This window comes from Fontibacter flavus, assembly GCF_042432905.1.
Classification (GTDB): domain Bacteria; phylum Bacteroidota; class Bacteroidia; order Cytophagales; family Cyclobacteriaceae; genus Fontibacter; species Fontibacter flavus.
This window is the reverse complement of sequence record NZ_JBHLWI010000009.1, coordinates 159,072-182,244: the sequence shown is the minus strand read 5'-3', so window position 1 is coordinate 182,244 and position 23,173 is coordinate 159,072. Positions and strand designations below refer to the sequence as shown.

The 23,173-nt window shown below is 38.4% G+C and carries 18 protein-coding genes; 5 read left to right on the top strand and 13 right to left on the bottom strand.

Features of this window, described 5'->3' with window-relative positions; translation table 11 throughout:
• From ACFFIP_RS05355 to holA, 8 genes are all read right to left on the bottom strand, one after another.
• The gene (locus tag ACFFIP_RS05355; protein WP_382386542.1) at window positions 1-1,284 is read right to left on the bottom strand and encodes a bifunctional folylpolyglutamate synthase/dihydrofolate synthase; all 1,284 of its coding nucleotides are present in this window, start codon (window positions 1,282-1,284) and stop codon (window positions 1-3) included.
• A 3-nt stretch (window positions 1,285-1,287) separates the two neighbouring features.
• A complete protein-coding gene (locus ACFFIP_RS05350; protein WP_382386541.1) occupies window positions 1,288-2,247 on the bottom strand; it encodes an energy transducer TonB in 960 nt (319 codons plus the stop codon).
• Window position 2,248: 1 nt separating this feature from the next.
• The gene (locus ACFFIP_RS05345) at window positions 2,249-2,641 is read right to left on the bottom strand and encodes an ExbD/TolR family protein (RefSeq protein ID WP_382386540.1); all 393 of its coding nucleotides are present in this window, start codon (window positions 2,639-2,641) and stop codon (window positions 2,249-2,251) included.
• A gap of 2 nt (window positions 2,642-2,643) precedes the next feature.
• Window positions 2,644-3,333: a MotA/TolQ/ExbB proton channel family protein gene (locus ACFFIP_RS05340; protein ID WP_382386539.1), complete on the bottom strand. Its 690-nt coding sequence runs from the start codon at window positions 3,331-3,333 to the stop codon at window positions 2,644-2,646.
• A 1-nt stretch (window position 3,334) separates the two neighbouring features.
• Window positions 3,335-4,102: an SPOR domain-containing protein gene (locus ACFFIP_RS05335; protein WP_382386538.1), complete on the bottom strand. Its 768-nt coding sequence runs from the start codon at window positions 4,100-4,102 to the stop codon at window positions 3,335-3,337.
• Between the two features lie 100 nt (window positions 4,103-4,202).
• Window positions 4,203-5,885, bottom strand: a complete 1,683-nt coding sequence (locus ACFFIP_RS05330; protein WP_382386537.1) for a TonB-dependent receptor — start codon at window positions 5,883-5,885, stop codon at window positions 4,203-4,205.
• 11 nt (window positions 5,886-5,896) lie between these two features.
• Entirely contained in the window at window positions 5,897-8,884 is a 2,988-nt protein-coding gene (locus tag ACFFIP_RS05325; RefSeq protein WP_382386536.1) for a tetratricopeptide repeat protein, read from the bottom strand.
• Between the two features lie 17 nt (window positions 8,885-8,901).
• Window positions 8,902-9,924, bottom strand: coding sequence for a DNA polymerase III subunit delta (gene holA, locus ACFFIP_RS05320; RefSeq protein ID WP_382386535.1), 1,023 nt, complete (start codon window positions 9,922-9,924; stop codon window positions 8,902-8,904).
• 129 nt (window positions 9,925-10,053) lie between these two features.
• On the opposite strand from holA, the gene ACFFIP_RS05315 reads away from it, so the two are divergent.
• Window positions 10,054-10,779: a tetratricopeptide repeat protein gene (locus ACFFIP_RS05315; RefSeq protein ID WP_382386534.1), complete on the top strand. Its 726-nt coding sequence runs from the start codon at window positions 10,054-10,056 to the stop codon at window positions 10,777-10,779.
• On the opposite strand, the gene ACFFIP_RS05310 is transcribed toward ACFFIP_RS05315, so the two are convergent.
• Window positions 10,776-11,618, bottom strand: a complete 843-nt coding sequence (locus ACFFIP_RS05310) for a universal stress protein (protein WP_382386533.1) — start codon at window positions 11,616-11,618, stop codon at window positions 10,776-10,778. The genes ACFFIP_RS05315 and ACFFIP_RS05310 overlap by 4 nt on opposite strands.
• 11 nt (window positions 11,619-11,629) lie before the next feature.
• Window positions 11,630-12,550, bottom strand: coding sequence for a 2-hydroxyacid dehydrogenase (locus tag ACFFIP_RS05305; RefSeq protein ID WP_382386532.1), 921 nt, complete (start codon window positions 12,548-12,550; stop codon window positions 11,630-11,632).
• A 157-nt stretch (window positions 12,551-12,707) separates the two neighbouring features.
• Here ACFFIP_RS05305 and ACFFIP_RS05300 point away from each other — a divergent pair, with 157 nt between their 5' ends.
• Window positions 12,708-13,559 carry a DUF2911 domain-containing protein gene (locus tag ACFFIP_RS05300; protein ID WP_382386531.1) on the top strand — a complete coding sequence of 284 codons (852 nt, stop codon included), beginning with the start codon at window positions 12,708-12,710 and terminating at the stop codon, window positions 13,557-13,559.
• A gap of 299 nt (window positions 13,560-13,858) precedes the next feature.
• Window positions 13,859-15,751, top strand: coding sequence for a phosphoglycerate dehydrogenase (gene serA / locus ACFFIP_RS05295; RefSeq protein ID WP_382386530.1), 1,893 nt, complete (start codon window positions 13,859-13,861; stop codon window positions 15,749-15,751).
• A 397-nt stretch (window positions 15,752-16,148) separates the two neighbouring features.
• Here the strand turns inward: serA and ACFFIP_RS05290 are convergent, their stop codons facing one another.
• Together ACFFIP_RS05290 and ACFFIP_RS05285 are read right to left on the bottom strand one after the other, a co-directional pair.
• Complete coding sequence (locus ACFFIP_RS05290) at window positions 16,149-18,968, bottom strand: outer membrane beta-barrel protein (protein ID WP_382386529.1); 2,820 nt, start codon at window positions 18,966-18,968, stop codon at window positions 16,149-16,151.
• 83 nt (window positions 18,969-19,051) lie between these two features.
• Window positions 19,052-19,798, bottom strand: a complete 747-nt coding sequence (locus ACFFIP_RS05285) for a GLPGLI family protein (protein ID WP_382386528.1) — start codon at window positions 19,796-19,798, stop codon at window positions 19,052-19,054.
• Window positions 19,799-19,926: 128 nt separating this feature from the next.
• Here ACFFIP_RS05285 and ACFFIP_RS05280 point away from each other — a divergent pair, with 128 nt between their 5' ends.
• Together ACFFIP_RS05280 and ACFFIP_RS05275 are read left to right on the top strand one after the other, a co-directional pair.
• Entirely contained in the window at window positions 19,927-21,381 is a 1,455-nt protein-coding gene (locus ACFFIP_RS05280; protein ID WP_382386527.1) for a sensor histidine kinase, read from the top strand.
• A complete protein-coding gene (locus tag ACFFIP_RS05275; protein WP_382386526.1) occupies window positions 21,378-22,061 on the top strand; it encodes a response regulator transcription factor in 684 nt (227 codons plus the stop codon). Before ACFFIP_RS05280 ends, ACFFIP_RS05275 begins: the two co-directional genes overlap by 4 nt.
• 117 nt (window positions 22,062-22,178) lie before the next feature.
• Here the strand turns inward: ACFFIP_RS05275 and ACFFIP_RS05270 are convergent, their stop codons facing one another.
• Window positions 22,179-23,171 (bottom strand): bile acid:sodium symporter family protein, encoded by a 993-nt coding sequence (locus ACFFIP_RS05270; RefSeq protein WP_382386525.1) that lies wholly within the window; start codon window positions 23,169-23,171, stop codon window positions 22,179-22,181.
• Between the last annotated feature and the right edge of the window lie 2 nt (window positions 23,172-23,173).

Genomic DNA, 23,173 nt, shown 5'->3' with positions numbered 1-23,173 from the left:
TTATAATTCCTTAATTTCAGCGACCACAAAGGTACTGCCTCCAATGAATATTAAGTCCTCTTTTGTTGCCTTTTTCTTGGCCAATGCAATGGCATCATTCACATCTTTTTCCACCTGCCCCTTCAAGCCTGCCTTCAAGGCTTTCTGATATAGTTCCTCTACTGGCATGGCCCTGGGAATATTTGCCTGGCAAAAAATATATTCTGCCTCTTTGGGCAAAAGGGAAAGTACTTTAGAAACGTCTTTATCATTGACCATCCCAATAACCATAAACAACTGTTGATAAGAATATTGACTGATTTGATCAGTAATATACCTTATACCATCTTCATTATGCCCGGTATCACAAATAATCCAAGGGTCTTTCCCTAACATCTGCCATCTTCCTTTCAATCCGGTATTCTTGACGATTTGGGCAAGACCGTAAATAATATGGCTTTGGGTAATTCTATATCCAAGTTGTTGGAGCACTGCTATGCTTTGAAGTATGCCGGCAAGGTTTTTTTGCTGATAATTTCCTTTGAGATCCAATTCTAGTTTAAAAGAAGCATCTTGCGTCTTCACCTCATAAACCGCAAGCTCCTCATCCTTCAACTTGGATATGCTGAAATAATCTTCGGCAAAATATATGGGGGCATTTTTCTCACCTGAAATTTTTTCAAAAACAGATTTGGTTTCCACCTGACGCTGACTGATTACTACAGGGGTATGCTCCTTGATAATCCCTGCCTTTTCACCAGCTATTTTTTCCAACGTATCTCCCAAGAACTGCATGTGGTCATAGCCAATATTGGTAATTAGACATACTTCGGGCTTGATGATATTGGTGCTGTCCAAACGTCCTCCCATGCCCACTTCAATGACAGCTATATCCACCTCTTCTTTGGCAAAATACCAAAAGGCCATTCCCACTGTCATTTCAAAGAAACTGGGACGGAGTTGTTCCAAAAAGTCTTTGTTTTCATCCACAAATAGCACCACTTCCTCTTCGGGTATTTCTTCTCCGTTGATTTTGATGCGCTCTGTAAATGATTTCAGGTGTGGAGAGGTATAGAGCCCTACCCTAAAACCTGCCTCCATCAAAATGGAACAGATTGCATGCGAAGAACTGCCTTTCCCATTAGTACCTGCCACATGTACGGATTTAAACTTCGTCTCCGGATTACCAAGATGGTGGCAAAGCGCATGGGTATTACTCAAATCTTTCTTGAAAGCAGATGCACCCACGCGCTGAAACATAGGCAATGCATTGAACAGGAAGTCCAATGTTTCTTGATAGGTCATGAATTAATCAACTTTGATAATGAAGGTGATTTTCCCAGTAGAATATTCTGCTGTTGCAGCTCCTGCTTGCCTTTTAAAATTTATCTGATTGACTACAGTTCTGTAATATGCCAATACCTCATTCGAAACATTATACTCTAAAGGAACAGCCTGAACTATTTTACCACTATCGTCAACCGTTATCCTGAAAACAATTCTTCCACTTCGGGTAGACACATTATCACGGATATTAGGCCTTGAGCCAAAGTCCCATCCAGCCAATTCCAGGTTATAACCTGAGGAAGGACCGGGTACTCCTGAACCTGATCCAGACCCCATAATTGCCCTGCCATCAACTGTACCGGTAGGCTTGCCCTCATCTCCTTTTTGGGTAGAAGAACCTTGAGCAGAACCCTGCGCGGGTTGTGAACCTGTTCCTGAAGTTCCTCCGGCTCCAAAAATGGCTCTTTGGTCAATTTTCGGCTTTTCTTCTGCTTTGGTTGTAGTTTTTTCCGCTTCTGCAGTTGCAGGCTGGGTAACGGCCGTAGTCTCTTTCTTTGCAGGGCTAGGATCCTTGGTCGTAGGTGTAGGTTTTTCGCTTGCCTTTACTGGACTTGGGGTTTTTGAAAGTGCTTCGTTGGTAGGCTGAGAAGTAGAAGTCCTGGGTTTAGCCGCTTCAGTTCTTGGCTGCGACACGGGCACAGATGCTTCTGTAGGACGGGGGGCCTGATCACCGGGTGCAGGTGATTCGGTGTTGTTCGTCTGCACTTCAGATGGAGGGGCAGTTGTCTGATTGTTACCACTTCCTACGTCCGTGAACCCTAGATTCAGCTCCATCCCATATTTTGGCAAAGGTGGGATCTGCTCTTTCCAGACCACGATAAAATATATAGCCAGCAACACCAAAATATTTACTATAATGGTGATGATGAGAGCTTTTCGTTTGTTTTCAGCTTCCTGACTATCTGCTTCCCAAAGGTGCATCTTATTTATATGGCTTAGTGGCAATGGATACATTGGCCTCCAATCCGGCCGCAATACCCCCGATTTCTACTAAATATTCGACAGGCACTTCCTTGTCAATATGCAAGACAACCTGTCCTTTTTTATCCTGAAGAAGGGCTGTCAGCTCTGATTTTACCTGTTCCCTAGATACTACTCTATCATTAACGGAAAACTTCAGGTCTTTGGTTACTGTTACCGTAATTTCCTGCATCACAATATCTGATGCTTCACTGGAAGGTAAGTTTACCGGTAATCCTGAAGGTGTAATAAAAGAAGATGTCAACATGAAAAATATCAATAAAAGGAAAATGATATCCGTCATGGAAGACATGCTGAAAGCAGCATCAACTTTATGTTTTGACTGTAAAGCCATAATTATTTATCCTGCAATAAATCAATAAATTCCACGGAAGTATATTCCATGCTATGTACCAATTTGGATACTTGCGACACCAAATAGTTATAACCTAAATAAGCCACGATTCCAACAACCAAACCTGCGGCTGTTGTTATCATTGCTTCATAGATACCTGTTGAAAGCAACTTGGGTGATACCATACCTTCTTCCTGGGCTACACCAATAAATGCCCTGATCATACCGGCTACAGTTCCCAAGAAGCCTATCATCGGGGCAGCACCGGCTACGGTTGCCAGTATCCCCAAATTCTTCTCCAATTTGTAAATCTCAATTTTTCCGACATTTTCAATCGAAACTTCAATATTCTTCAATGGACTCCCAATTCTTTCCAATCCTTTGGAAATCATATTGGCTACAGGAGTATTATCTCCATGACAAAGCATCTTTGCCTGATCAATCTTTCCACCTTGGACCAAAATTTTGATCTGATCCATTAGATGTTTGGGGGATTTTGAGGCCTTTCTAAGCGTGATTAGTTTTTCAACAAAAATGAAAATGGCAAGGACAAATAGAAGGTACAGTGGGATCATCATGTACCCCCCTTTTATCAACAAGTCCAATAATCCAATGCTTTGTTGGCCGGAATCCATTACCCCAAGCGTATCAGCCATTAATTGGCCGTCTGTACTGATTTGTGTTAGAATCATATTAGTATTTCAAAATCCAGATTGAATCGTCAAAATTAGCTTTGGCATTTTCCAAAGCCGCCGTGGCATCCCCATAGGCAGCAAATCTACCTATTGATACCCTGTAATTCCTTGTTTCACCGTAAGGATAAATTATCCATGCACTTAATCCTTTTGCCACTAGTTTTTGCGCTTCTTCTTCAGCAACATTTTCTGATGGTGAGCTTGAAACAATAATGTAATAAAAGGGACTTGACTCTCTTGAGGTCACTTTGGTAATAACTGCATCGCCTGAAGATACAACAGGCGCTGGTACCACAGGTGTTTCAACAGTTTCTACAAGCTCCTGTTCAATTTCAAGTCCATCTTCCTCTTCTTTTATATCCTCTTCTACAGGTTCCTCCTCTATCATAATAGGTGAATTCTCTACCTCTGCTACAGTAGCTAAAGTTTCTTTTTTCTTTTGCTCTTCATTTGGCAAATAGTACAAGAAATATGCCATTGCACCAAGAATGATCACCACTAAGAAAACTAAAGACAACAATAGTGGGAGTTGACTTTTCTTCCTTTCCTTTTGGGTGGTTGACTTGATCAATCCTTTATCTACATGATGAGGTGAAACTGAAGAGGAAACGGGTATTGGTGCAGAAGTTTCTACGTACTCGGCCTCTTCATGGTTTTCTTCAACTTTTTTTGAAGATTTGATTTTCAATGGCGTAACATCTACAAAAGGAAACCCATAGTCTTTTTCCTCTTTATCAGATATTTTCATTTTATTTTCTTCCGCCATAAAATTTTATTTTCTCATTCAATACACGAAACTATAAGAAATGAATGAATTGACAAACCGCCCGTCAAGGTTCAATTAAATTCTTTTTTTGCTAGGTAAGTCAAAATTTAAATGTTAAGCCTGCGATACCTTGAATTCCCCTTACCGGATAATTCAGAAATCGTTGATTTTTTCTGTTCAACAGGTTATTCCCAACAGCGAATACTGAAAACCTATCTGTGATTTGATAATCCGCTTTTAACTGAAGATCTAAGATAACAGGCAGATCAGTAGCCATATCTTCCTCAATAAGAGCATCACGGACAAAGCCTTTGATGCCACCCATCGCATTGGCATTAAACTGTATCAACCATTTATCTGTCGGGGTAAAATTATTATTGATGGACACTACCCACTCAGGTCTTTGGAATGCCGCGGCAAGGGTTTTTGTGGTGTAATAATAATAATCTACGGAAGCTATCAATCTATATGTTTTCTCATAATTCCAACCCACTTTAGCATTGTAATTCAATACTTTGGTATCATCATCATAAAGCAGGTTAAAGCGGAGGCTATCAGCTTGACTGTTGCCGAAAAAATGCATATTCCTGAATTTTCCATAGCTAGCGCCTGCTTCATAGGTCAATTCATCATTGATCGTCCCTTTTATACCAGCTTTTGCCAGATAATTTTGAATTGTATTCAAAAGCTGATCACTTGGACCAAGGAAAGGGTTTTCTGTTACGAAATCCAGATACGTCTTCCTCAAAACATCACCTTCAAAACCAGCATATATCCCAAACTCATCCTGTATCATGTAATGGGCATATAGTTGTGGATAGATATGAAAATCAGATTTTTTGTTCAAAGTCACATCATTTTCAACGACCATGTTGGCTCCGGCCTGAACCTTTAAACCGCTTCTTTGGTAGGCAACATAGGGGTTAACTTTGAAGTAGTTACGGTTGATATCTGTATACCACAAGTCTTTTGGCTTGGTTAAGGAAAGTTCAGCATTAATTCCTGTTGTGATGTAATCATCAAACCAAAAATCACCGAATCCTTTAATGGAAAATTCTGTTTCAGAGGCTTCATAATTATCATTAAAAGCTCTTAGATTCAGATTGACATCGTAATTGAAATTATCCATTTTCTCAATATCCTGAATCCCTCCTTTTAACCTGAAGGTATTCAGAATATTTTGGCTTGGGATATATTCCTGTAAAGCAGGATTTTCCGCATCATAACCATAAAAGTTAAACTGGTGCCTGTTATAATCTACCCCTCCGTATAACTGAAAGAAGTCTTTGAAAAGATTACCGTTCAATTTGACATTTGTAAAGTTCTCTCCTGAGTTACTGCCATCAATCGGTCCTCTATAATAACCTTCATGCTTGACGGAGGCTCCAAAGTTATAATCTGCTTCTTCCCAGTTGTTATACCTGACTTCAATCAAGGGTGATGCATAATTTCCAAAACCCAGCCTTGCAAAACCTGGAAACAGTTCCTCATTGGTTCTTGGCCACTGTTTTTGGGCTACGGATGGTTGAATAATCTCAGGCGCCAAAGAAAGGAAATAAGGCCTAACCTCATAATTGAATGAGGAGTTTACTTTTGCGGTTGGCAGAACAGGAATTCTTTCAAATTTTCTGGGCTGTTTGGGCAAAGTCAATACCCGGTCTTTTCGGATTACAAATTCCTGATCTTTTACTTCCCCTGCCTGTTGAGCAAGTATAGCCCCTGAAAATCCAGAGAAAACGGCTGCAAAAACCAAAAGATATTTATATCTGAACGTATTTTTCATCTTTCTGAACATTAATTGATAGTGGCTAATTTTTCTCTGGCCATCTTCTTGACTTCATCATTGGTTGACTTCTCAACGATAGATTCTAATGTGGCCTTGGCCTGGAATTCTTCGCCAAGTTTGATATAATTTTCAGCTAACAGGATAAATATCCTTCCATACCAATAATCATACCCACTGTAAGGGCCAGAAAAATCAAATATTATATCATTCGATTGCTCATAGTTACCTTTTTTGTGTACAGATTCAGCAAGCAAAAACAGACCTTCTGCACCCTGGATAGTTTTATATTCATTGATCAGATCCCTTAAAACATCTTCCGATTCATTGTTCTTATTGGATTTTTGAAGTGCTTTAGCTTTGAGTAGCATGGCCAAAGGAATAGCATCACCGGTCACACTTCCTAAAGTAATCACCCTATTGGCATAGAAAACAGCAGAATCAAATCGATCAAGTCGGTATTGTGCTTCCATCAAACCATTATAAGCTTCATACTCTTCAATTTGGTTTCTTGCATTCCTTGCTGATTCCCTCAGGTAAGGCATTGCTTTTTGATAATTTCGGTTTTCCAATTCTATGGAAGCAATCCGCTGAACAGCCCTTAATCTTTGAGAGGATTCTTTTTCTTTATCAATCTGGTAAAAATAGGTCAGCGCCTGATCTTTTCTACCTGCCCTATAATGGGCGTCACCAATAAAATAACTTGCCTCTGCCCTATTTCCTGCCTGAGGATAATTCCTGAGATAATCTTCAAAAGCTTTGATAGACTGGTCCCAGGCACTGTTGAAGTACAGTGATTTGGCAGATTCAAATTCAAGATTTTGAAGACTTTTATTGTCCGGATTGGCTGACCTATATCGGGAGGCATATTGGGAGAATTCACCTGACCTACCCTGAATAGCCAAAGCCTCCTGAAGTCCAACCAAAGCTGCTTCGGCATTGGAAGAGTTTGGATGGTTTTCGAGGATTCTTTTATAGTCATCTATAGTCTCATTGTATTTCTGCTGAGAGAAATTAGCCACTGCCCTACCTTCCAGTGCAAAGGGGATGAATGGGCTATTGGGGCTTCTAGATATCAATCTGGTAAAACCATCACTTGCCTCAGCATACCTCATTTCCTCCATATTGATCTGGGATTTCTGAAACAGCGCATCTTCAATGTATAAACTGGAAGGGAAATTATTGATGAGCATATTCAGCTGACTGATGGCGTCATTATTCCTGTTTTGAAAATTATAGACAACCCCACTTCTGAAATAAGCATAATCACTGTAAGAACTGTTTTCCCTAATGGCTCTCTGAAAAGCATTTTGGGCCTCTGTGAATTTCTTCTGAACATAATAAGTATCACCCAATCTGATCAAGGCCTCATCATAATTTTCCTTATCCTGATCTCCTTGCTTACGGTCAACATAATTCTTGAATTGTTGTTCCGCTCTTCCATATTGCTCAAGATTAAAAAGAGCATAACCCATGCCATAATAAGATTTGATCAAGTAAGGATCATTGGCTCTTGGCCTTTGGTTCTGTACGGCTTCATAAGACTTGATAGCCTGTGGCAAATCACCTTTAGCTGCAAAATTTTCCCCTTTCCAAAAATAAGATTGCACGACCAAGTCCCTATTGACCGGGGTAGCGATAGATTTATCAAAATAGGTAGTCGCTAAATCATAACGTTTATCCCTATAATACACAATTCCTTGGTAAAACGTGATTTTCTGGTATGCCTCACGGATACGGTCAGATTTCCTGCTCATTTTTTCAATATGCTCAATTGCCCTCAGGTAATTGCTTGTATTGATTAAGGCATCTGTCAATAGACCTTCCGCCTCCTTGGCATACCTACCGCTTGGATAATTATCCAAATAGGTGTCCAAAGCATTGACTGCATCCTGAAAATTATTCCTTTCCAAGTTTACCTTTGCATAATTGATCAAAGCATCTTCCTTGATATTTCTATTGGCATCACTTTTATAGGCGGCATTGAAACTGTTCGCTGCAAATTGTGGATTATTCAATTTCATATAGGAATGGCCCAAATAGTAACTGGAAACCTGACCTATTTCGTCATTATCCACTGCGGATATTTTGAAATAATCCGTAGCTCTTTGATAATTTTGAATTTCAAACTGGGAAATTCCCGCCTTGTAAATTTGGGCTTTGCTTAGATTACCCTTTCTAGCATTGACAAATGCATCATAATTGTTCGCCGCTTTTGGAAACTCTCTTTTTTCAAAATATGCTTCTGCCAGATACAAATGAATTTCCTCCTTCCTGTCCAAACTCCTTCTGTTGGCCAATACGGGCTCTGCATAGGCAATCAACTCATCATAAGATCCTTGTCTGTAATATACACCAGCCAACATATAAGGCACTTTATTGGCATAGAACTGAACTTTATCTGCTTCTTTAAAATCACTGATGGCCTGTGGGTAATTGGCTTGTTCCATTGCAATAAACCCGGCATAATAGTGTGCATCAGCTTTATACTGGTTTGGTTCCTTTTTGACACCATTGAAATACCTTAAGGCATTGGTGTTGTCTTTCAATTGAAAATAAGAATACCCGGTTTTAAAAAGTACTTCTGATCCTTGTTCAAAATCCACTTTGGCCAAATTGACTTTTTGATAGGCTGGAATTGCCTCCCTATAATTTCTTTTGTCAAAGAAAAAATCACCCAGGATATGAGCAGCCTCATTCGTCTTGGGATGTTCTGGGTATTGTCGGATAAAATAATAAACCAGATCGGAAGCTGCAGGATTTTCAATTTTCAATGCAGAAACAGCGTGGAAGAAATCTGCATCCACCCTAGACTCAGGATCAAGTTCACTTTCTTTTAATGCTTCAAATTCATATTTAGAGGCACTGAAGAGGCTTTTTTGATAGAGTTCAAAACTCTCATCTTTTGTCCTTGTTTTACTTGTCTGGTATAATCCCGATTGGGTATACGCAATATTACTGATGCTTAAAAGCAAAAGCAGAAAAAGGCTTTTTTTCATAATAAAAGCTACATTATTTAATGCATGATTTTAAATATCAATTCACGGAGTATTTCCGCGTCATCCATCCCTCCTGAATCAACCCCTTTAGAACGCAAGTCAGCCTCATGAATATAGGCAAAACAATCAATAACCTTGCCTAATTGGTAGTTTTTTGCTGCTACTCGGTATTCTTTTAAAAAGTAAGGGTTCACTGCAGTAATTTTTGCCAAATCCTGATCTCCCATTCTGGCGTTATAATGCACCAAAGCTACCTTAGAAAAGTAGTTGTGTATCAAAGCAATCATGGGTATAAGAGGATGGTTCTTAGGATTTTGACGGAAATAATGAATAATTTTATTGGCTTTGATCACATCCCGGAATCCTATCGCCTTGGTCAATTCGAAATTATTGTATTCTTTATTGATCCCTACATATTTTTGGATATGATCTTTGGTAATCGTGGTTGGCTCTGTGAAATTGATAAAGATTTTTCCTACTTCATTTGCAATCACCTCGAGATTATTACCTATACTTTCTGCCAAAAAATTGGCAGTTGGTCCATCGATATGATGCCCTTGGCTTTTGACATAAGCTTCCACCCATGCCGGTAACTGAAAATCCTTGATCTTTTCTGAGTTAACGAGTATGGCTTTTTTATCAACCTCTTTGGACAATGGTTTTCTTCCGTCAAGTTTTTTGTACTTATGGGCAAATACCAAAATAGTGCTTGGCAATGGGTTAGAAAGATAGCTGATCAATAAATTGTCAACTTCTTCTTTGCCTAATCCAAATATATTCTGAGCTTCCTTAATGATCACAACCTGTCGGTCAGCCATCATAGGGAATCTCCGGGCGTTGCTTAAAATAGACGTCATTGGAGCATCTTTACCATACATCACGACCTGATTGAAGCCCTTTTCGTGTTCAGGTATAGCGTTTTTCTCAATAAAATCACTGATTTGGTCAATGAAAAAAGGTTCCTCACCCTGCAAAAAATAGACCGGAGCATATTTCCCAGCTTTTAGGTCTTTTAATACGTCTTCTGCTTTAGTGGCCATAATCTTGTTTTCAGTTCAAAGATATAAAGAATTCAATTTCCCAAAAGCCAAAGCAATTTTCACTTTCATTTAATTTTAAACTTTATCCCTCCTATTTTTGTATTTTATTAGGGACCAATTTACTAACAAGTGAACAATTTCGATATTTCCGTCAAATATTTCAAAGAAGGCAATTTTCAGGAAGCTTTAACCCAGATCAATATTTGTATTGAGGCTGAACAGGACAACAACGAGTTTTATTTTTTCAGGGCAAGGGTACTGAGCAGAATGGGAAACCTTCAAGGTGCTATAGATGATTTTGACTATCTGATCAGTATGGAACCCTTTAATCCAACTTTTATCAGTGACCGTGCAGTTGTTCTACATATGCTCAACAGAAATGAGGAGGCAATACAGGAATTTGATAGAGCGCTGAACCTTGAACCCGGGAATCCATACCGTTATTCCAGTAGGGCATTTTTCAAAGATAGAATTGGTGATTTAGAAGGGGCTATTGCTGATTATGAAAAAGCGATTGAACTCGACCCGGAAGATGCAGTTGCGTATAACAATAAGGGCCTTGTGGAAGAAAAATTGGGATACCGTGACCAGTCCAAAAAGAGTTTTGAAAAGGCTGATGAACTGGTAGGCTATGAACCAAACCGTATAGAAAGGGATGATGTTGTACAAAATACTTCAACTCCATCTGATAAAGCTGAAATTCAGCAAGCGGAAACCGGAGAGAAAATGGACAGTTCAAAGAAAATAAATATCAGCACCTATTTCAAAACCCTGGTTGAGGTTTTGACAAACAAAAATACCCAAAAAGAATTTTGGGCATTTTTAAAAGGTGGTTTAAGAAATCCAAAGAATTAAGCTCTTTTCAGCACCAGTAAGGGTTTATTGATGAAATAAGACATTTTTCTTGAAAGATTGTGCGTGAAAACCTGTTCAAACCAGGTTTTCTTTTTGCTTAAGGTCACCAAAATATCTCCTTTTGCAGTGATGAGGTAATTCTCCAGGCCAAGACCCGGTTCATCCCTGTACGCTTTTAGAATGTAGTTGACTTTATCATATTTCACAAAAGGTTCGATTTCCTGAACCATAATCTGATGTAGGGACTTGTCAATCGCTTTTTCTTTTGAACTGACATGGACAATGTCTATTTCACTATCGAAGAATTTTGCTATTTCCACTACTTTTTGAATAGCTATTTTATCCTCCTCCAAATAATCAGTGGCATAGACAAATTTCCGTGGAGCTTTGAAATACACTCTTCTTGGAATAATGAAAACATCAATTTCAGATCTTTCCACCAGTTTACTGGCCCTTGTTCCTATATAATTTTTTTTGAAATCATTGACTCCCTCTGTACCCATGATGATAAGGTCTGCAGCCATTTCCTCAGCATATTCCAGGATAGTTTTGACGGTTTTACCTTCCCTAATCTCTGCTTTAATGGATTTTAATCCTTTTGCAATGGATTCTTCTTCAACAGTTTTGATCAGGTTATCCAGCTTTTTTTGAATAAATGAATACTGATCACCAGAATTTGAATCGCCGGCAGAAAGCTTTTGATAATCTTCCTTATCCGGAACATGAAAAAGTGTAATTTCTGCCTGATATTTTTCTCCTAATTTTGCAGCATATTCGATGGCATTAAGAGAACATTCAGAAAAATCAGTGGGGCATAGAATTTTAAAATTATTGGCCATGATAATATAAGTTAGTATCCTTTTTTTCTATCTATTTGGTTGATCAGTTCCACTCCTTTTTTAAATCTTTGATAGTTATCAACAATTTGTGGCGCAGCAGCAGAAGGATTGGTTACACTGGCAATATGAGGTGTAATCGTCACCTCACGCATTTCCCAAAATGGATGGGAAGCCGGAAGTGGTTCTTGTCTGAAAACATCAAGAAGCGCTCCTGAAATAAATCCTTCATTAATTGCCAGAATCAAATCTTCTTCTACCAGGTGTTTGCCTCGTGCCACATTGATCAGGTAAGTTCCCTTGTTACATTTCCTGAACAGGTCAATATTCAAAATCCCTTCTGTACCAGGAGTAAGCGGAAGCATACAGACCAAAACATTGACTTCTGCCAAAAAATCATCCATTTGGCTTTGCTCATAATAGGGATAAGAAAGATGTTGTTTGACGGAATTGCCTAATCCGACTACATTGATCCCCAAATACCTAAGCTTGTCTACCACATCTCCACCCAAAGCTCCAACCCCCATAATCCCTACATTCACCGGTAATTCCGGATTGGACATGTCCCAAACTTTATGCTGCTGATCCTGCTGATATCTGTTTAATTGTCTATGGTAGTTGAGAACACCCATAATGACATAATTGGTCATGGAAAAAGTCAATCTTTCATCTACTATCCTGGTAATAGGTAAGTGCGAAGGTATGCTTGTATCAGAAAGAATATGATCAACCCCTGCCCCCATAGAACAGATCAGTTTGAGATTTGGAAAAGAAGAAAGATATCCTTTAGGGTGCTGCCAAAGAATAACTGCATCAACGCTTTCGAAATCTTTGATTTCAGGATAAACCTGAATATCGATGGATTGATCTAATTTTTTTATATTGTCGACCCAAATAGAAGCGTCTCTACCGGGAGAAATGATGGCAATACCCATTATAGTTCAGTTAAAATTTGCGCAGCAGCCAAGAAGTTTAAAATATCGTTTGAATGACCAAGTCATTATGTCACCCTCACATATAACAAATTTAATCGAATCATTTATATTTCAAAACAAGTATTAAATAACATTATACTCATAACTAATTGAAAAAATGAAAAACAAAACCAATTTATTAATCCTATTTGTGGTGTTTCTTGCCCTCAACGGACTTAATGCGCAGCAAATCAATATGCCACAAGCCAGTCCTGCAGCAGTTGTAAGTCAAAAAATGGGACTGACTGATGTAAGTGTAGAGTACAGCCGTCCAAGCATGCGAGGAAGAAAGATTTTCGGAGAATTAGTGCCTTATGGTGAAGTTTGGAGAGCAGGGGCCAATGCTGCTACTGTTCTGACATTTTCTACTGACGTGAAGATTGAAGGAAACAGCATTCCTGCTGGAAGTTATGCTCTTTATGCTATTCCCGGAAAAACTGAATGGACCATTATTCTTTCCAGCAATACGAAACTTTGGGGTGCTGTAGGCTATAGTCAGGAAGATGATGTGTTAAGGTTCAAGGTAAAACCCGGAAAAACGAGCCAGGTATATGAAACATTGGAAATCAATTTCGTGGATATGACAGACACAGGAGCTTCAGTCGCCATCAAGTGGGAAAGAACCCGCGTTAAATTCAGAATAGAAACTGAAGTTGATACTATTGTAATGGCACAGATCAAGGAATTGGTGATTGACCAACAACCACAAAATCCGGGTTTATATTATCAGGCGGCTAATTATTATTTCACCAACAATAAGGACATGAATCTGGCCTATGACTGGATTACCAGATCTGTCAATGATGATCCAAAATATTGGACCATGCACTTAAAAGCAAAAATTGAACTGGCCCTTGGCAAGAAAACCGAAGCTTTGGAGAGTGCCAGAAAATCCATGGAAATGGCGAAAGAAGCAAAAAACCCTGACTACGTCGGTCTAAATGAACGACTAATCAAATCGATTAAATAAGTCATTTATAACATCAATTTTAAATTATTTTGATTTGAGAAAGTGGTCTTTTTGGACCACTTTTCATTTTTAAATAGGATGACAATTTTTTTGGGAAATCTTAAAAAATTTGGATAGTTGAGTTATTCTTTATCTAGGACATTCATTTCATACATCAAAAAAATTTGGGTTTTTGGCCAATACAATCGATTTCATTTCTTAAGTGCCTAAAATCACAAAAGTATTTTGACAATAAAAAGGTTTATTTTTTAATAATATTATAATTTTGAAGCATAAGAGTAAAAAACTTTACAACACTCATGCCCAGCAACAAGAAATTCATCATTGATTTTGACAGTACATTTATGCAGGTAGAGGCCTTGGATATCCTTGGCGAAATTACCCTAAAAGATGATCCCAAAAAGTCTGAAAAACTTCAAGCGATTAAAGATATCACCGATATGGGGATGGATGGATCCCTTAATTTCAGGGAGAGTCTGGAAAGGAGATTGGATATTCTCCAACCGGATAAGGTACAAATTGTTGAATTGATTGATGCTTTGAAAAGTAAAGTCTCCAAATCCTTCAAACGCAATAAAGAATTTCTTCAAGAAAATGCCGACAATATTATCATCATTTCCAATGGGTTTAAAGATTTTATTGCTCCCATCGTAGCTGATTTTGGCATTAAGAAGGAAAATGTTTTTGCCAATGATTTTGTTTATGACCAATCCGGGAAAGTCATAGATTTCAATAGAGAAAATGTACTTTCAAGAAATGGTGGAAAGTCAGAAACCATCAAGAAATTAAACCTCCAAGGGGATATTTATGTGATTGGGGATGGTTATACAGATTACGAAATTAAAGCAGCGGGATTGGCCAATAAATTTTACGCTTTTACAGAAAATGTAGAAAGAGCAAAGGTTACTTCCAAAGCGGATCACATAGCACCAAGTTTAGATGAAATCCTGTACGTCAATAAAATGAACAAAAAATTCTCATATCCCAAAAGCCGGATCAATGTTCTTCTTCTGGAGAATGTCCACCCTATCGGTATTGAATTGATGGAGCAAGAAGGTTACAATGTAGAAGTAATCAGTTCTGCTTTAAACGAAGATGAACTGGCAGAAAAAATCAAAAATGTCAGTATTCTTGGAATCAGATCCAAAACAAATGTTACTAAAAAAGTGCTGGAAAATGCCAACCGTTTGATTTCCATTGGTGCTTTCTGCATCGGAACCAATCAAATTGATTTGGATACCTGTACCAAAAAGGGAATTGCAGTTTTCAACGCTCCTTTCAGCAATACCAGATCTGTAGTGGAAATGGCTATCGCGGAAATCATCTTCCTGATGCGTAATTTCCATGATAAAAGTTTGAATATGCATCAGGGCAAATGGGACAAATCAGCCACAGGAAGCTTTGAAATCCGAGGGAAAAAGTTGGGGATCGTTGGTTACGGGAATATAGGTGCCCAACTTTCGGTCTTGGCAGAAAATATGGGAATGGATGTCTATTACTACGATGTGGTTGAAAAACTTGCGCTGGGAAATGCTACTAAGCTGGATTCTCTGGATGATTTGCTCAGTACATGTGATGTGGTATCCTTACATGTTGATGGTAGAAAAGACAATAAAAACATCATAGATGGCTCAAAAATAGCTTTGATGAAAAAAGGATCCTACTTGGTCAACCTCAGTAGAGGGCATGTGGTAGATATCAAGGCACTTAAAGCTGCATTGGATTCAGGACATATCGCGGGGACGGCTGTAGATGTTTTTCCTGAAGAACCTAAAAACAATTCTGAACCTTTCGTTTCTGAACTCATTGGTACCAGAAACACCATCCTTACTCCTCATATCGGGGGATCTACGCTTGAAGCTCAGCAGAATATTGCTAGGTTTGTTCCTGGCAAAATCATGGAATACATCAATACAGGTAATACATTTAATTCTGTAAACTTTCCTAATATCCAGCTTCCATTCCTTAAAGATGCGCATAGATTGATCCATGTTCACCAGAATGAACCAGGTGTCTTGGCTAAAATCAACCATTGCCTGGCAAAACATGAAATCAATATTGTTGGACAGTACCTGAAAACCAATGAGACCATCGGTTATGTGATCACAGATATAGACAAGGCTTATTCTCCTGAAGTGATAGATGCCATGAAAAATATCCCTGGAACTATTAGATTTAGGGTTTTATATTAAAGGAATAATTAAATACAAACAAAGTGTTTGAACCAAATTCAAAAAATATTCTTGGGGTCAGATCATGAAAGTTCGTTCCCCGATTTTAGATAAATCAATTGCAAGAAGGCAGGGAATTTTCCTGCCTTTTTGTTTACATTGTTTTTGCTTCAATTCTATTTCGTAAATTATTAGAAGAATTATTAGCACTTTTAACTCCTTGCCTTTATGCCATGTATCCGATAACGAATCAGATTTGACCAATATTCAAAATTCTATGACCTTAGGAACCAAAATAATTTTGTTAATTATATTACTTCACTTAATTGTGGGTTTTGGTTTTATTTTTTCACTCTTCTTACCAAAAAAGGAAAAGAAAAAGGACCAAAAAGAATCATCTGAGGCTCATAATTGACCATCAATTGATCATACGCATCATCCGCATACCACCTCCACCTGGTCTTGTCAGGTTATTCATAGGATTCAACCGGCTGTTGAGCTTATAAGTTAAGCTTAACATTACGATCCTTCCGAGATTATTGGTCACTGTTTGTTCTATAAAGTTAACATCTGCCCGTTGAGACACACCAACATTTTGATTGAGCAGGTTCTGACCGGATAATTTGATTTCTCCAGCTCTATTTTTCATCACAAATCTACTGAATGAAATATTTAGGATCGGAATGGATTCATTAAAATCTGTAGTTCTGGACTTATATACTAAATAGTTGAAATTTCCTGCTAAGGTATAATGCTGAAGGAAATTGATGCCCAATTCAGCATTGAAGTTTTGATTGAAAAAGAGTTGGTTTTGCTGAGGGTTAAAATCGTAAGAAGTGCTCTGTCTGCTAAAATTGGCAGAAAGACCAACATTTACAAATTCTTTCCAATTGTAATCATACCTGATATTTCCCCCGAGATTATTGATCTTGATGATATCCTCTACATCATTAATCAGATTCACCCCTTGGTTATACATCAAGCTTGGCCCTATGTTAAACCGACTGTTAAGTGGCTTGATTGGAAATCCAAAATTAAGATTACCGCTTGCCATCAGGTTGTTTTTCACATTCACAGGCGTAATAGTTCTGACCTGCCTATCATCGATACGCTGTGAATTGACCATGGCATTTTCTGTATAATTCACAAAGGCATTTGCAAAGAGATTTACAAATCTCCCCATGTCAAAACTATTGTAATTTAGCCTCCAGCTATGGACATAAGCTGGTTTTAACTCTGGATTACCGACATAAATATTCAGTGGATCAGCATTATTGATAACAGGCTGCAATTGCTCAATACTTGGTTCTGTCACTGAAGTCTGATAATTGAACATCAGATTTTTGGTGTTACTGAAACTATAATTCACCCGCATACTGGGCAAAACATTCTCAAAACTATTGTTGACTATCTCGTCTAATAAGAGCAACTCCCCTTTTAAGCTAGTAGCCTGCAATGCTACCCCAGCCACAAGGTTATATTTCCCACCGTTATAGGAAATGTTTGCCCCTGGTCTATGAAAAGTATATAAGCTGTTAAACCTATTACTCAATGCCTGATTAAAGACCATTGTCTCGCCTTCCCAATCAAAGACTTGCCTGTCTACTTTGTTGTGGTTTTGCCTCAAATTATAAACTAATTCCAGGTACTTCCTACCACCCAAAGGTTCGGTATAGGAAATATTTGTTCCATAATTCAAGGCAGAATTGTTTTGGGAATTCTGTTGCCGGATAATTTCAGTACTGGAGTTGTTCCCGAAAAACTCATTTTCAGCATAAAGGCTTCCTTCAAAATCAGACAGATTATATCCGAAATTAAAATTGGCAGATATGGTCCTTCCTGCTTTACCAAACCTATGTCTGTAGAGGAATTCGCTATTGGCCTGATAACTGTCTCCAGTAGTGATATTCGTCCTTTCTCCCCTATTCAAAAGATTTCCCTCCAAATCTGTATTGCTGGTAATACTGTTACTCACCCTATCTGTTTGGGTAAATTGCCCATTGGACGTTGATCTAAACGAATTGAGACTGTCTATTTTATGGTCAATGATCAAGTTTAACCGATGGTTGGCATTCATATTATCCTGTCTGCTGTTTTCATTGAAGATGAAATCACCATTGGGAAAGAAATTGAGTCTGTCAGTATTTTGAGAAATTTGATGGTCAATCAGATTGAAAAAATAACTGCTTCTCATTTGGGTGTTTTTATTAAAATCCCGGTTGAGATTGGTGCCAAAGGCGTGACTGTTCATGATCCCATTTACCCTTTGACCGTTGTTCAAAGGTATCGGACTTTGGCCACCTCCCGGTCCTCCTACTGTAATCCTGACCATTCCGCCACCACCTCCAAATCCTTGGATTCCTCCTTGAAAATTAATATAATCTTCGATGGAGAAGCCCTGCTCATTGGTATTATTGGACATTCCTAAAAAAGATAGCTGTTGCTTATCTGTAAACTTATTGATATTTCCACGAATTCCATATCGGTTGTCAGTACCATAGCCTCCCTGAAGATTACCAAAATACCCCTTCTTATGGCTATCTTTTAATTGCAGGTTAATGGTTTTTTCACGCTGTCCATCATCAATTCCAGTAAATTGAGCCTGATCGGATTTCCTATCATAAACCTGAACTTTATCAATTGCTTCAGCAAGGAGATTTTTAGTGGCGAGTTTGGGATCATTTCCAAAAAACTCTTTGCCATCAACCATAATCCTTCTCACTGTTTCCCCCTGAGCTTTGATATTGCCATCACTATCAATTTCCACACCTGGTAGTCTCTTCAACAGGTCCTCAACATTGGCATTTGGGAGGGTTTTGAAGGAATCAGCATTAAACTCAACAGTGTCTTTTTTGATGGTCACCGGTGCTACAGCTTCCACAGTAAACTCATCCAGATCGGCTGTTTTTTCCTCGAGCAGAATTTCACCCAATTCCAATAGATTTATTGCTGTGGGTTTTTTGATGGGTTTTGAATAAGGGGAAAAACCCACGAAAGATATCTGAAGCAACAAATCATCTTCCCTTAGGTTTTTTATTTCAAAATATCCGGAGGGATTGCTTACCCCAAAGGTCACCAAAGTAGAATCTTTAGGGTCCAAAAGCGTAATGGTTGCGGATGATAGTGCTTTACCTTCCTTGTCCATGACGGTTCCTGACACCAACCATCTTTGGGTCTGGGCAGACACCTGAACACTGGTCAAAAACATAATTAAGACTACTAGAAATATCTTCAGCATAGGATTAATGGTGGTAAAAATTTTTACTTATCTAAAAAAGAGGGATCTGATTTTAAATCGTTTCTTGTTTCTTGCTTCCTATCTCAATTCCGAATCATCATCCTGAATCCCCCCTGCCCTCTCTGCGCTCCCATTTTTTCCATTTGCTCCTCTACCATTGCCCGATAATCCTCATCTGAAATTTCCTGTCCGCCTTTTGGTTCCCTGAGTTCATTTTTCTTGAGTGCCCTTATGTCAATTTTTTCAGCAGTAATGACCACTTCATCGGTGTTGATTGCAACTTCAAGAATCAATCCGGGTAATCCATAAAAATTTTGAGGTCCAATGGGCAGCCTGATTTCTTCTGTATACCAAGCTGTTATTTCTCTTTCATTTTCATCTTTATAGGTCGCATTTCTGCATAAAAACCCATTTACCTCTTTTGTTTCTTGGCCTAATTTCCAGGGAATCCTATTGGCATCCTTTTTTATAATATATTTTTTACCCATAAACTCCCTCAGTTGGGTCACCATATCAGCATCTCTATCCAGAAAGATTTCATCTTGCATCATCACCCTCATCACCATTCTTTGACCACCTGCACCAGGCCCCTGATCAAATGGGTTTTCATCAACAGGCAATGCCTTGAACAAGCTGGTTAATTCATCAAAAATGAGCATCTGCTGACTGCTGTTGAATTCAGGAATCATTTTTTTCATTTCTTCCTGCTCGGAAGGTATACGTTTGTGCATATTGACTTTAGTAGTATAAGTAATGACACCTTGGTCTATTTGATTGGATATAAATGCCCAAGAGGCACATACAAAAGCGGCTATAAGGTATTTTTTCATGACTATGGAATTTTTATAATCCAAAAGTACAGAAGATCATCACTTTTCTAGGTTAAGCAACCTGAATACAAGGTTAATTAAGGTTAATGTTTTCTCAATTGGCCTGAAAAAGAGAATATATTTGTCATATGCAAAACAAAAACAAATTGTATTTGGGATGGATGATCGGCAGTATCTTGGTACTTGTCCTTATTCAGCTATTTTGGCTAAAATCTGTTTTTAAAGACTATCAAACAAGCCTTAAACAAGAAGCAGTCCTACTTTTTGCAAATACAGTTACCGATATGATGGACTCATTGGTGTTAAGCAAAATGACTCCCGTTTTTATAGATGGAGTTCCGGATACAGTTTTCGTTACGAGTCAAATTGCAAAACCAATCATTCCTGATACAGTAAAAAAGGCTATACGGATCGAAGTACTTAGAGAAGAAAACTTTCCTGAAAAACCCGGTCATGTCAATAGGCAAATCAAAGTAATTACTGGAGGCAATGATTTCCAGGCAGACTCCTTAAGGGCTATTTTTAGACCATTGATGCAGGGAATTGACAGCTTGGGTGATGGCCGGAAATTCACCTTCCGAATGCAGGAAGAATCTCTGGAAGCTGAAGATATTGAAGCAAAATTCAACCAAGAGCTTACTTCAAGGGGGTATGATGTTCAGGCTAAAGTTAGAAAACACCATTTTTTGGATTCCATACCTTTACTTCCAGCAAATGTGATGACATTGGAAGATATAAGAGTTCCATTTGGGACTAGAATACAGGGATACCTGACGGATTATAAATGGTTTATCTACCGGAAAATGATTGTACCTTCCATATTTGCATTCTTAGTTGTGATGTTTATCAGCTGGGCCTTATTTTCCATGTACAGGAATCTGCTCAAGCAGCAAAAACTTAACCTTTTGAAAAACGACATCATCAGCAATATCACCCATGAATTAAAAACTCCAGTTTCCACTGTATCCATCGTCCTGGAATCATTGGAAAACTTTGGCGCAAATGAAAGAATTGATACTAGAAAAGAATACATTGAGATCGCCAAAAACGAACTGAAAAGATTGACTGACATGGCTGAAAAAATTCTGATTTCCAGTAGTTGGGAAAAGGAAGAAAAAGTTCTGTTTAAAGAAATTGATCTTGATTATATACTAGAAAACAAAATCCAGTCATTTAAACCAATTCTTGAGTCAAGGCAATTCAAATTCCGATATGAAAAGGTCGGAAAATCCTTTAAAATTATCGGAAATGATGAACAGATCGGATTGGTCATTTACAATTTGCTGGATAATGCCATTAAATACAGTAAGGAGGAAAAGGAAATTGAGGTAAAGCTTTCAGAAACAGGCAATAAAATCAGCCTTCAGCTTAAAGACAAGGGTATTGGAATTCCTGAGGCTTACCAAAAAGAAATATTCGAGAAATTTATCCGGGTTCCACAGGATGATGTCCATGATGTAAAAGGATATGGCCTGGGATTGGCTCAGGTTTCCGAAATAGTCAGAACCCACAAAGGAAAAATTATTTTGGAATCATCAGTTGGACAAGGATCTGTATTCACTGTTTATTTTCAAAAAAGATGATCAGGATTTTGTATGTGGAAGATGAGCCTGCTTTGGGCAAAATAGTTAAGGAAAGCCTAAAGAGCAGAAGTTATGAGGTGATCATGGCTGAAGACGGGATTACTGCCTTAGGCCTATTTCAAGAAGTCAAGGCTGATATCTGCGTGCTGGATATCATGTTGCCAAAAATGGATGGATTTTCATTGGCAAAAGCCATCAGAAACCTTTCTCCTCAGATACCGATCATTTTCCTTACTGCCAAAAGCCAGGTAGAAGATGTTGTCAAAGGCTTCCAATACGGTGGCAATGATTACCTCAAAAAACCATTTAGTCTGGAAGAATTAATCGTCAGGATTGAAAACCTACTCAATTTGACCAACAGTCAAAACCAATTGGGTAAACAGGAGATAGTTTTTGGTACCTATATTTTCAGCCCTACCAAGTATGAATTAAAAAGCCAGAATGGAGAAATCAGAAGGCTATCCCATAAAGAGGCTGGGATTTTAAGTATGTTGCTGGAAAACAAAAACCAGACTACAGAACGGAAAGACATCTTATTGAATTTATGGGGAGATGACAGCTATTTCAATTCGAGAAATCTGGATGTTTATATTACCAAATTGAGGGATTACCTTAAAACAGATCCAAATGTTAAGATCATAACGATTAAAGGTATTGGTTACTTCTTCTCCATTACCTGAAATTAGCGATTGGATATTAGTGATTAGTTATTGGAAATTGATGATTTGATTTTGGATTTTGAATTTTGAAAATTGGTTATTGGTTATTGGTAATAAGTAATTAGTAATTAGTAATTATCAATTCCCCCTCTCCTTCTCCCCCAATCTCTGGGCAATAGCCGAACCGGCCATTAGTTGCAGGGCATGATATACCATCAGGGGCAGCAGAATAACGCCAAAAACAACAGGGTCAGGAAACATCACCCTTCCCATAACGGCACCCTGAACCAATGATTTTTTACTTCCGCAGAAAATAACTGTAATCATATCAGGCCGATTGAATTTCAAGAGGCCTGAAATCAGGTACATCAGACCCATCATCAAGAAAAAGAAAGCTAACATCAGTGCCCCCAAACCTATTAATGCACCTGCACTATGGCCTTCAAACATATTTTCGGCAAAGGACTCTGCGAAAGCTGTGAAAACAATCAGTAAAATAATTCCCTGATCAAAATTCTTCAAGGCTGTTTGATACTTGTTGACAAATTTGATTAAGCGGGAGTGTAACATCAACCCGATAATGACAGGAAATAAAACCTGTAAACTCAATTTTATAAAAGTATCAGTAAGGTCAAAAGACATGGCCGTTTCTGGCAACATCAGATCCATCCATAAAGGGGTAATGAAAATCCCTACCATACTTGATATACTTGCATTGAATATGGCTGCAGGTAAATTCCCACCTGCGATTGAAACCATGACTACAGAAGAAGAAACGGTAGAAGGTAGTGCGGCAAGATAGAAAGTACCTAACCAAAGGTAACTGTCAGGATGACCCCAAATGGCATAGAACAACAAAACCACCAAAGGAAAAACTAAAAAAGTGGTGGATTGAACAACCAAATGTAACTTCCAATTGGATAATCCTTCTTTTAGCTTTTGGGGACTAAGTTTGACGCCATAAAAGAAGAAAATAAAAGAAATACCAACACCGGTAATGGATTTCAATGGAAGCGGGCTTTCTTCAGTTCCCCACTCTGGAAAAGCTTTTGCCAGAAAAATCATCCCTACAAGCAAAAAGAAGAAGGTATTGAATCCAACTTTTTTTAAGGTTTCTCTGATTCTTGACATTT

Bases quoted from the DNA above. Each gene is read 5' to 3' on its own strand.
- ACFFIP_RS05355 (WP_382386542.1), bottom strand. From the start codon at position 1,284: ATGACCTATCAAGAAACATTGGACTTCCTGTTCAATGCATTGCCTATG.
- ACFFIP_RS05350 (WP_382386541.1), bottom strand. From the start codon at position 2,247: ATGCACCTTTGGGAAGCAGATAGTCAGGAAGCTGAAAACAAACGAAAA.
- ACFFIP_RS05345 (WP_382386540.1), bottom strand. From the start codon at position 2,641: ATGGCTTTACAGTCAAAACATAAAGTTGATGCTGCTTTCAGCATGTCT.
- ACFFIP_RS05340 (WP_382386539.1), bottom strand. From the start codon at position 3,333: ATGATTCTAACACAAATCAGTACAGACGGCCAATTAATGGCTGATACG.
- ACFFIP_RS05335 (WP_382386538.1), bottom strand. From the start codon at position 4,102: ATGGCGGAAGAAAATAAAATGAAAATATCTGATAAAGAGGAAAAAGAC.
- ACFFIP_RS05330 (WP_382386537.1), bottom strand. From the start codon at position 5,885: ATGAAAAATACGTTCAGATATAAATATCTTTTGGTTTTTGCAGCCGTT.
- ACFFIP_RS05325 (WP_382386536.1), bottom strand. From the start codon at position 8,884: ATGAAAAAAAGCCTTTTTCTGCTTTTGCTTTTAAGCATCAGTAATATT.
- holA (WP_382386535.1), bottom strand. From the start codon at position 9,924: ATGGCCACTAAAGCAGAAGACGTATTAAAAGACCTAAAAGCTGGGAAA.
- ACFFIP_RS05310 (WP_382386533.1), bottom strand. From the start codon at position 11,618: ATGGCCAATAATTTTAAAATTCTATGCCCCACTGATTTTTCTGAATGT.
- ACFFIP_RS05305 (WP_382386532.1), bottom strand. From the start codon at position 12,550: ATGGGTATTGCCATCATTTCTCCCGGTAGAGACGCTTCTATTTGGGTC.
- ACFFIP_RS05300 (WP_382386531.1), top strand. From the start codon at position 12,708: ATGAAAAACAAAACCAATTTATTAATCCTATTTGTGGTGTTTCTTGCC.
- serA (WP_382386530.1), top strand. From the start codon at position 13,859: ATGCCCAGCAACAAGAAATTCATCATTGATTTTGACAGTACATTTATG.
- ACFFIP_RS05290 (WP_382386529.1), bottom strand. From the start codon at position 18,968: ATGCTGAAGATATTTCTAGTAGTCTTAATTATGTTTTTGACCAGTGTT.
- ACFFIP_RS05285 (WP_382386528.1), bottom strand. From the start codon at position 19,798: ATGAAAAAATACCTTATAGCCGCTTTTGTATGTGCCTCTTGGGCATTT.
- ACFFIP_RS05280 (WP_382386527.1), top strand. From the start codon at position 19,927: ATGCAAAACAAAAACAAATTGTATTTGGGATGGATGATCGGCAGTATC.
- ACFFIP_RS05275 (WP_382386526.1), top strand. From the start codon at position 21,378: ATGATCAGGATTTTGTATGTGGAAGATGAGCCTGCTTTGGGCAAAATA.
- ACFFIP_RS05270 (WP_382386525.1), bottom strand. From the start codon at position 23,171: ATGTCAAGAATCAGAGAAACCTTAAAAAAAGTTGGATTCAATACCTTC.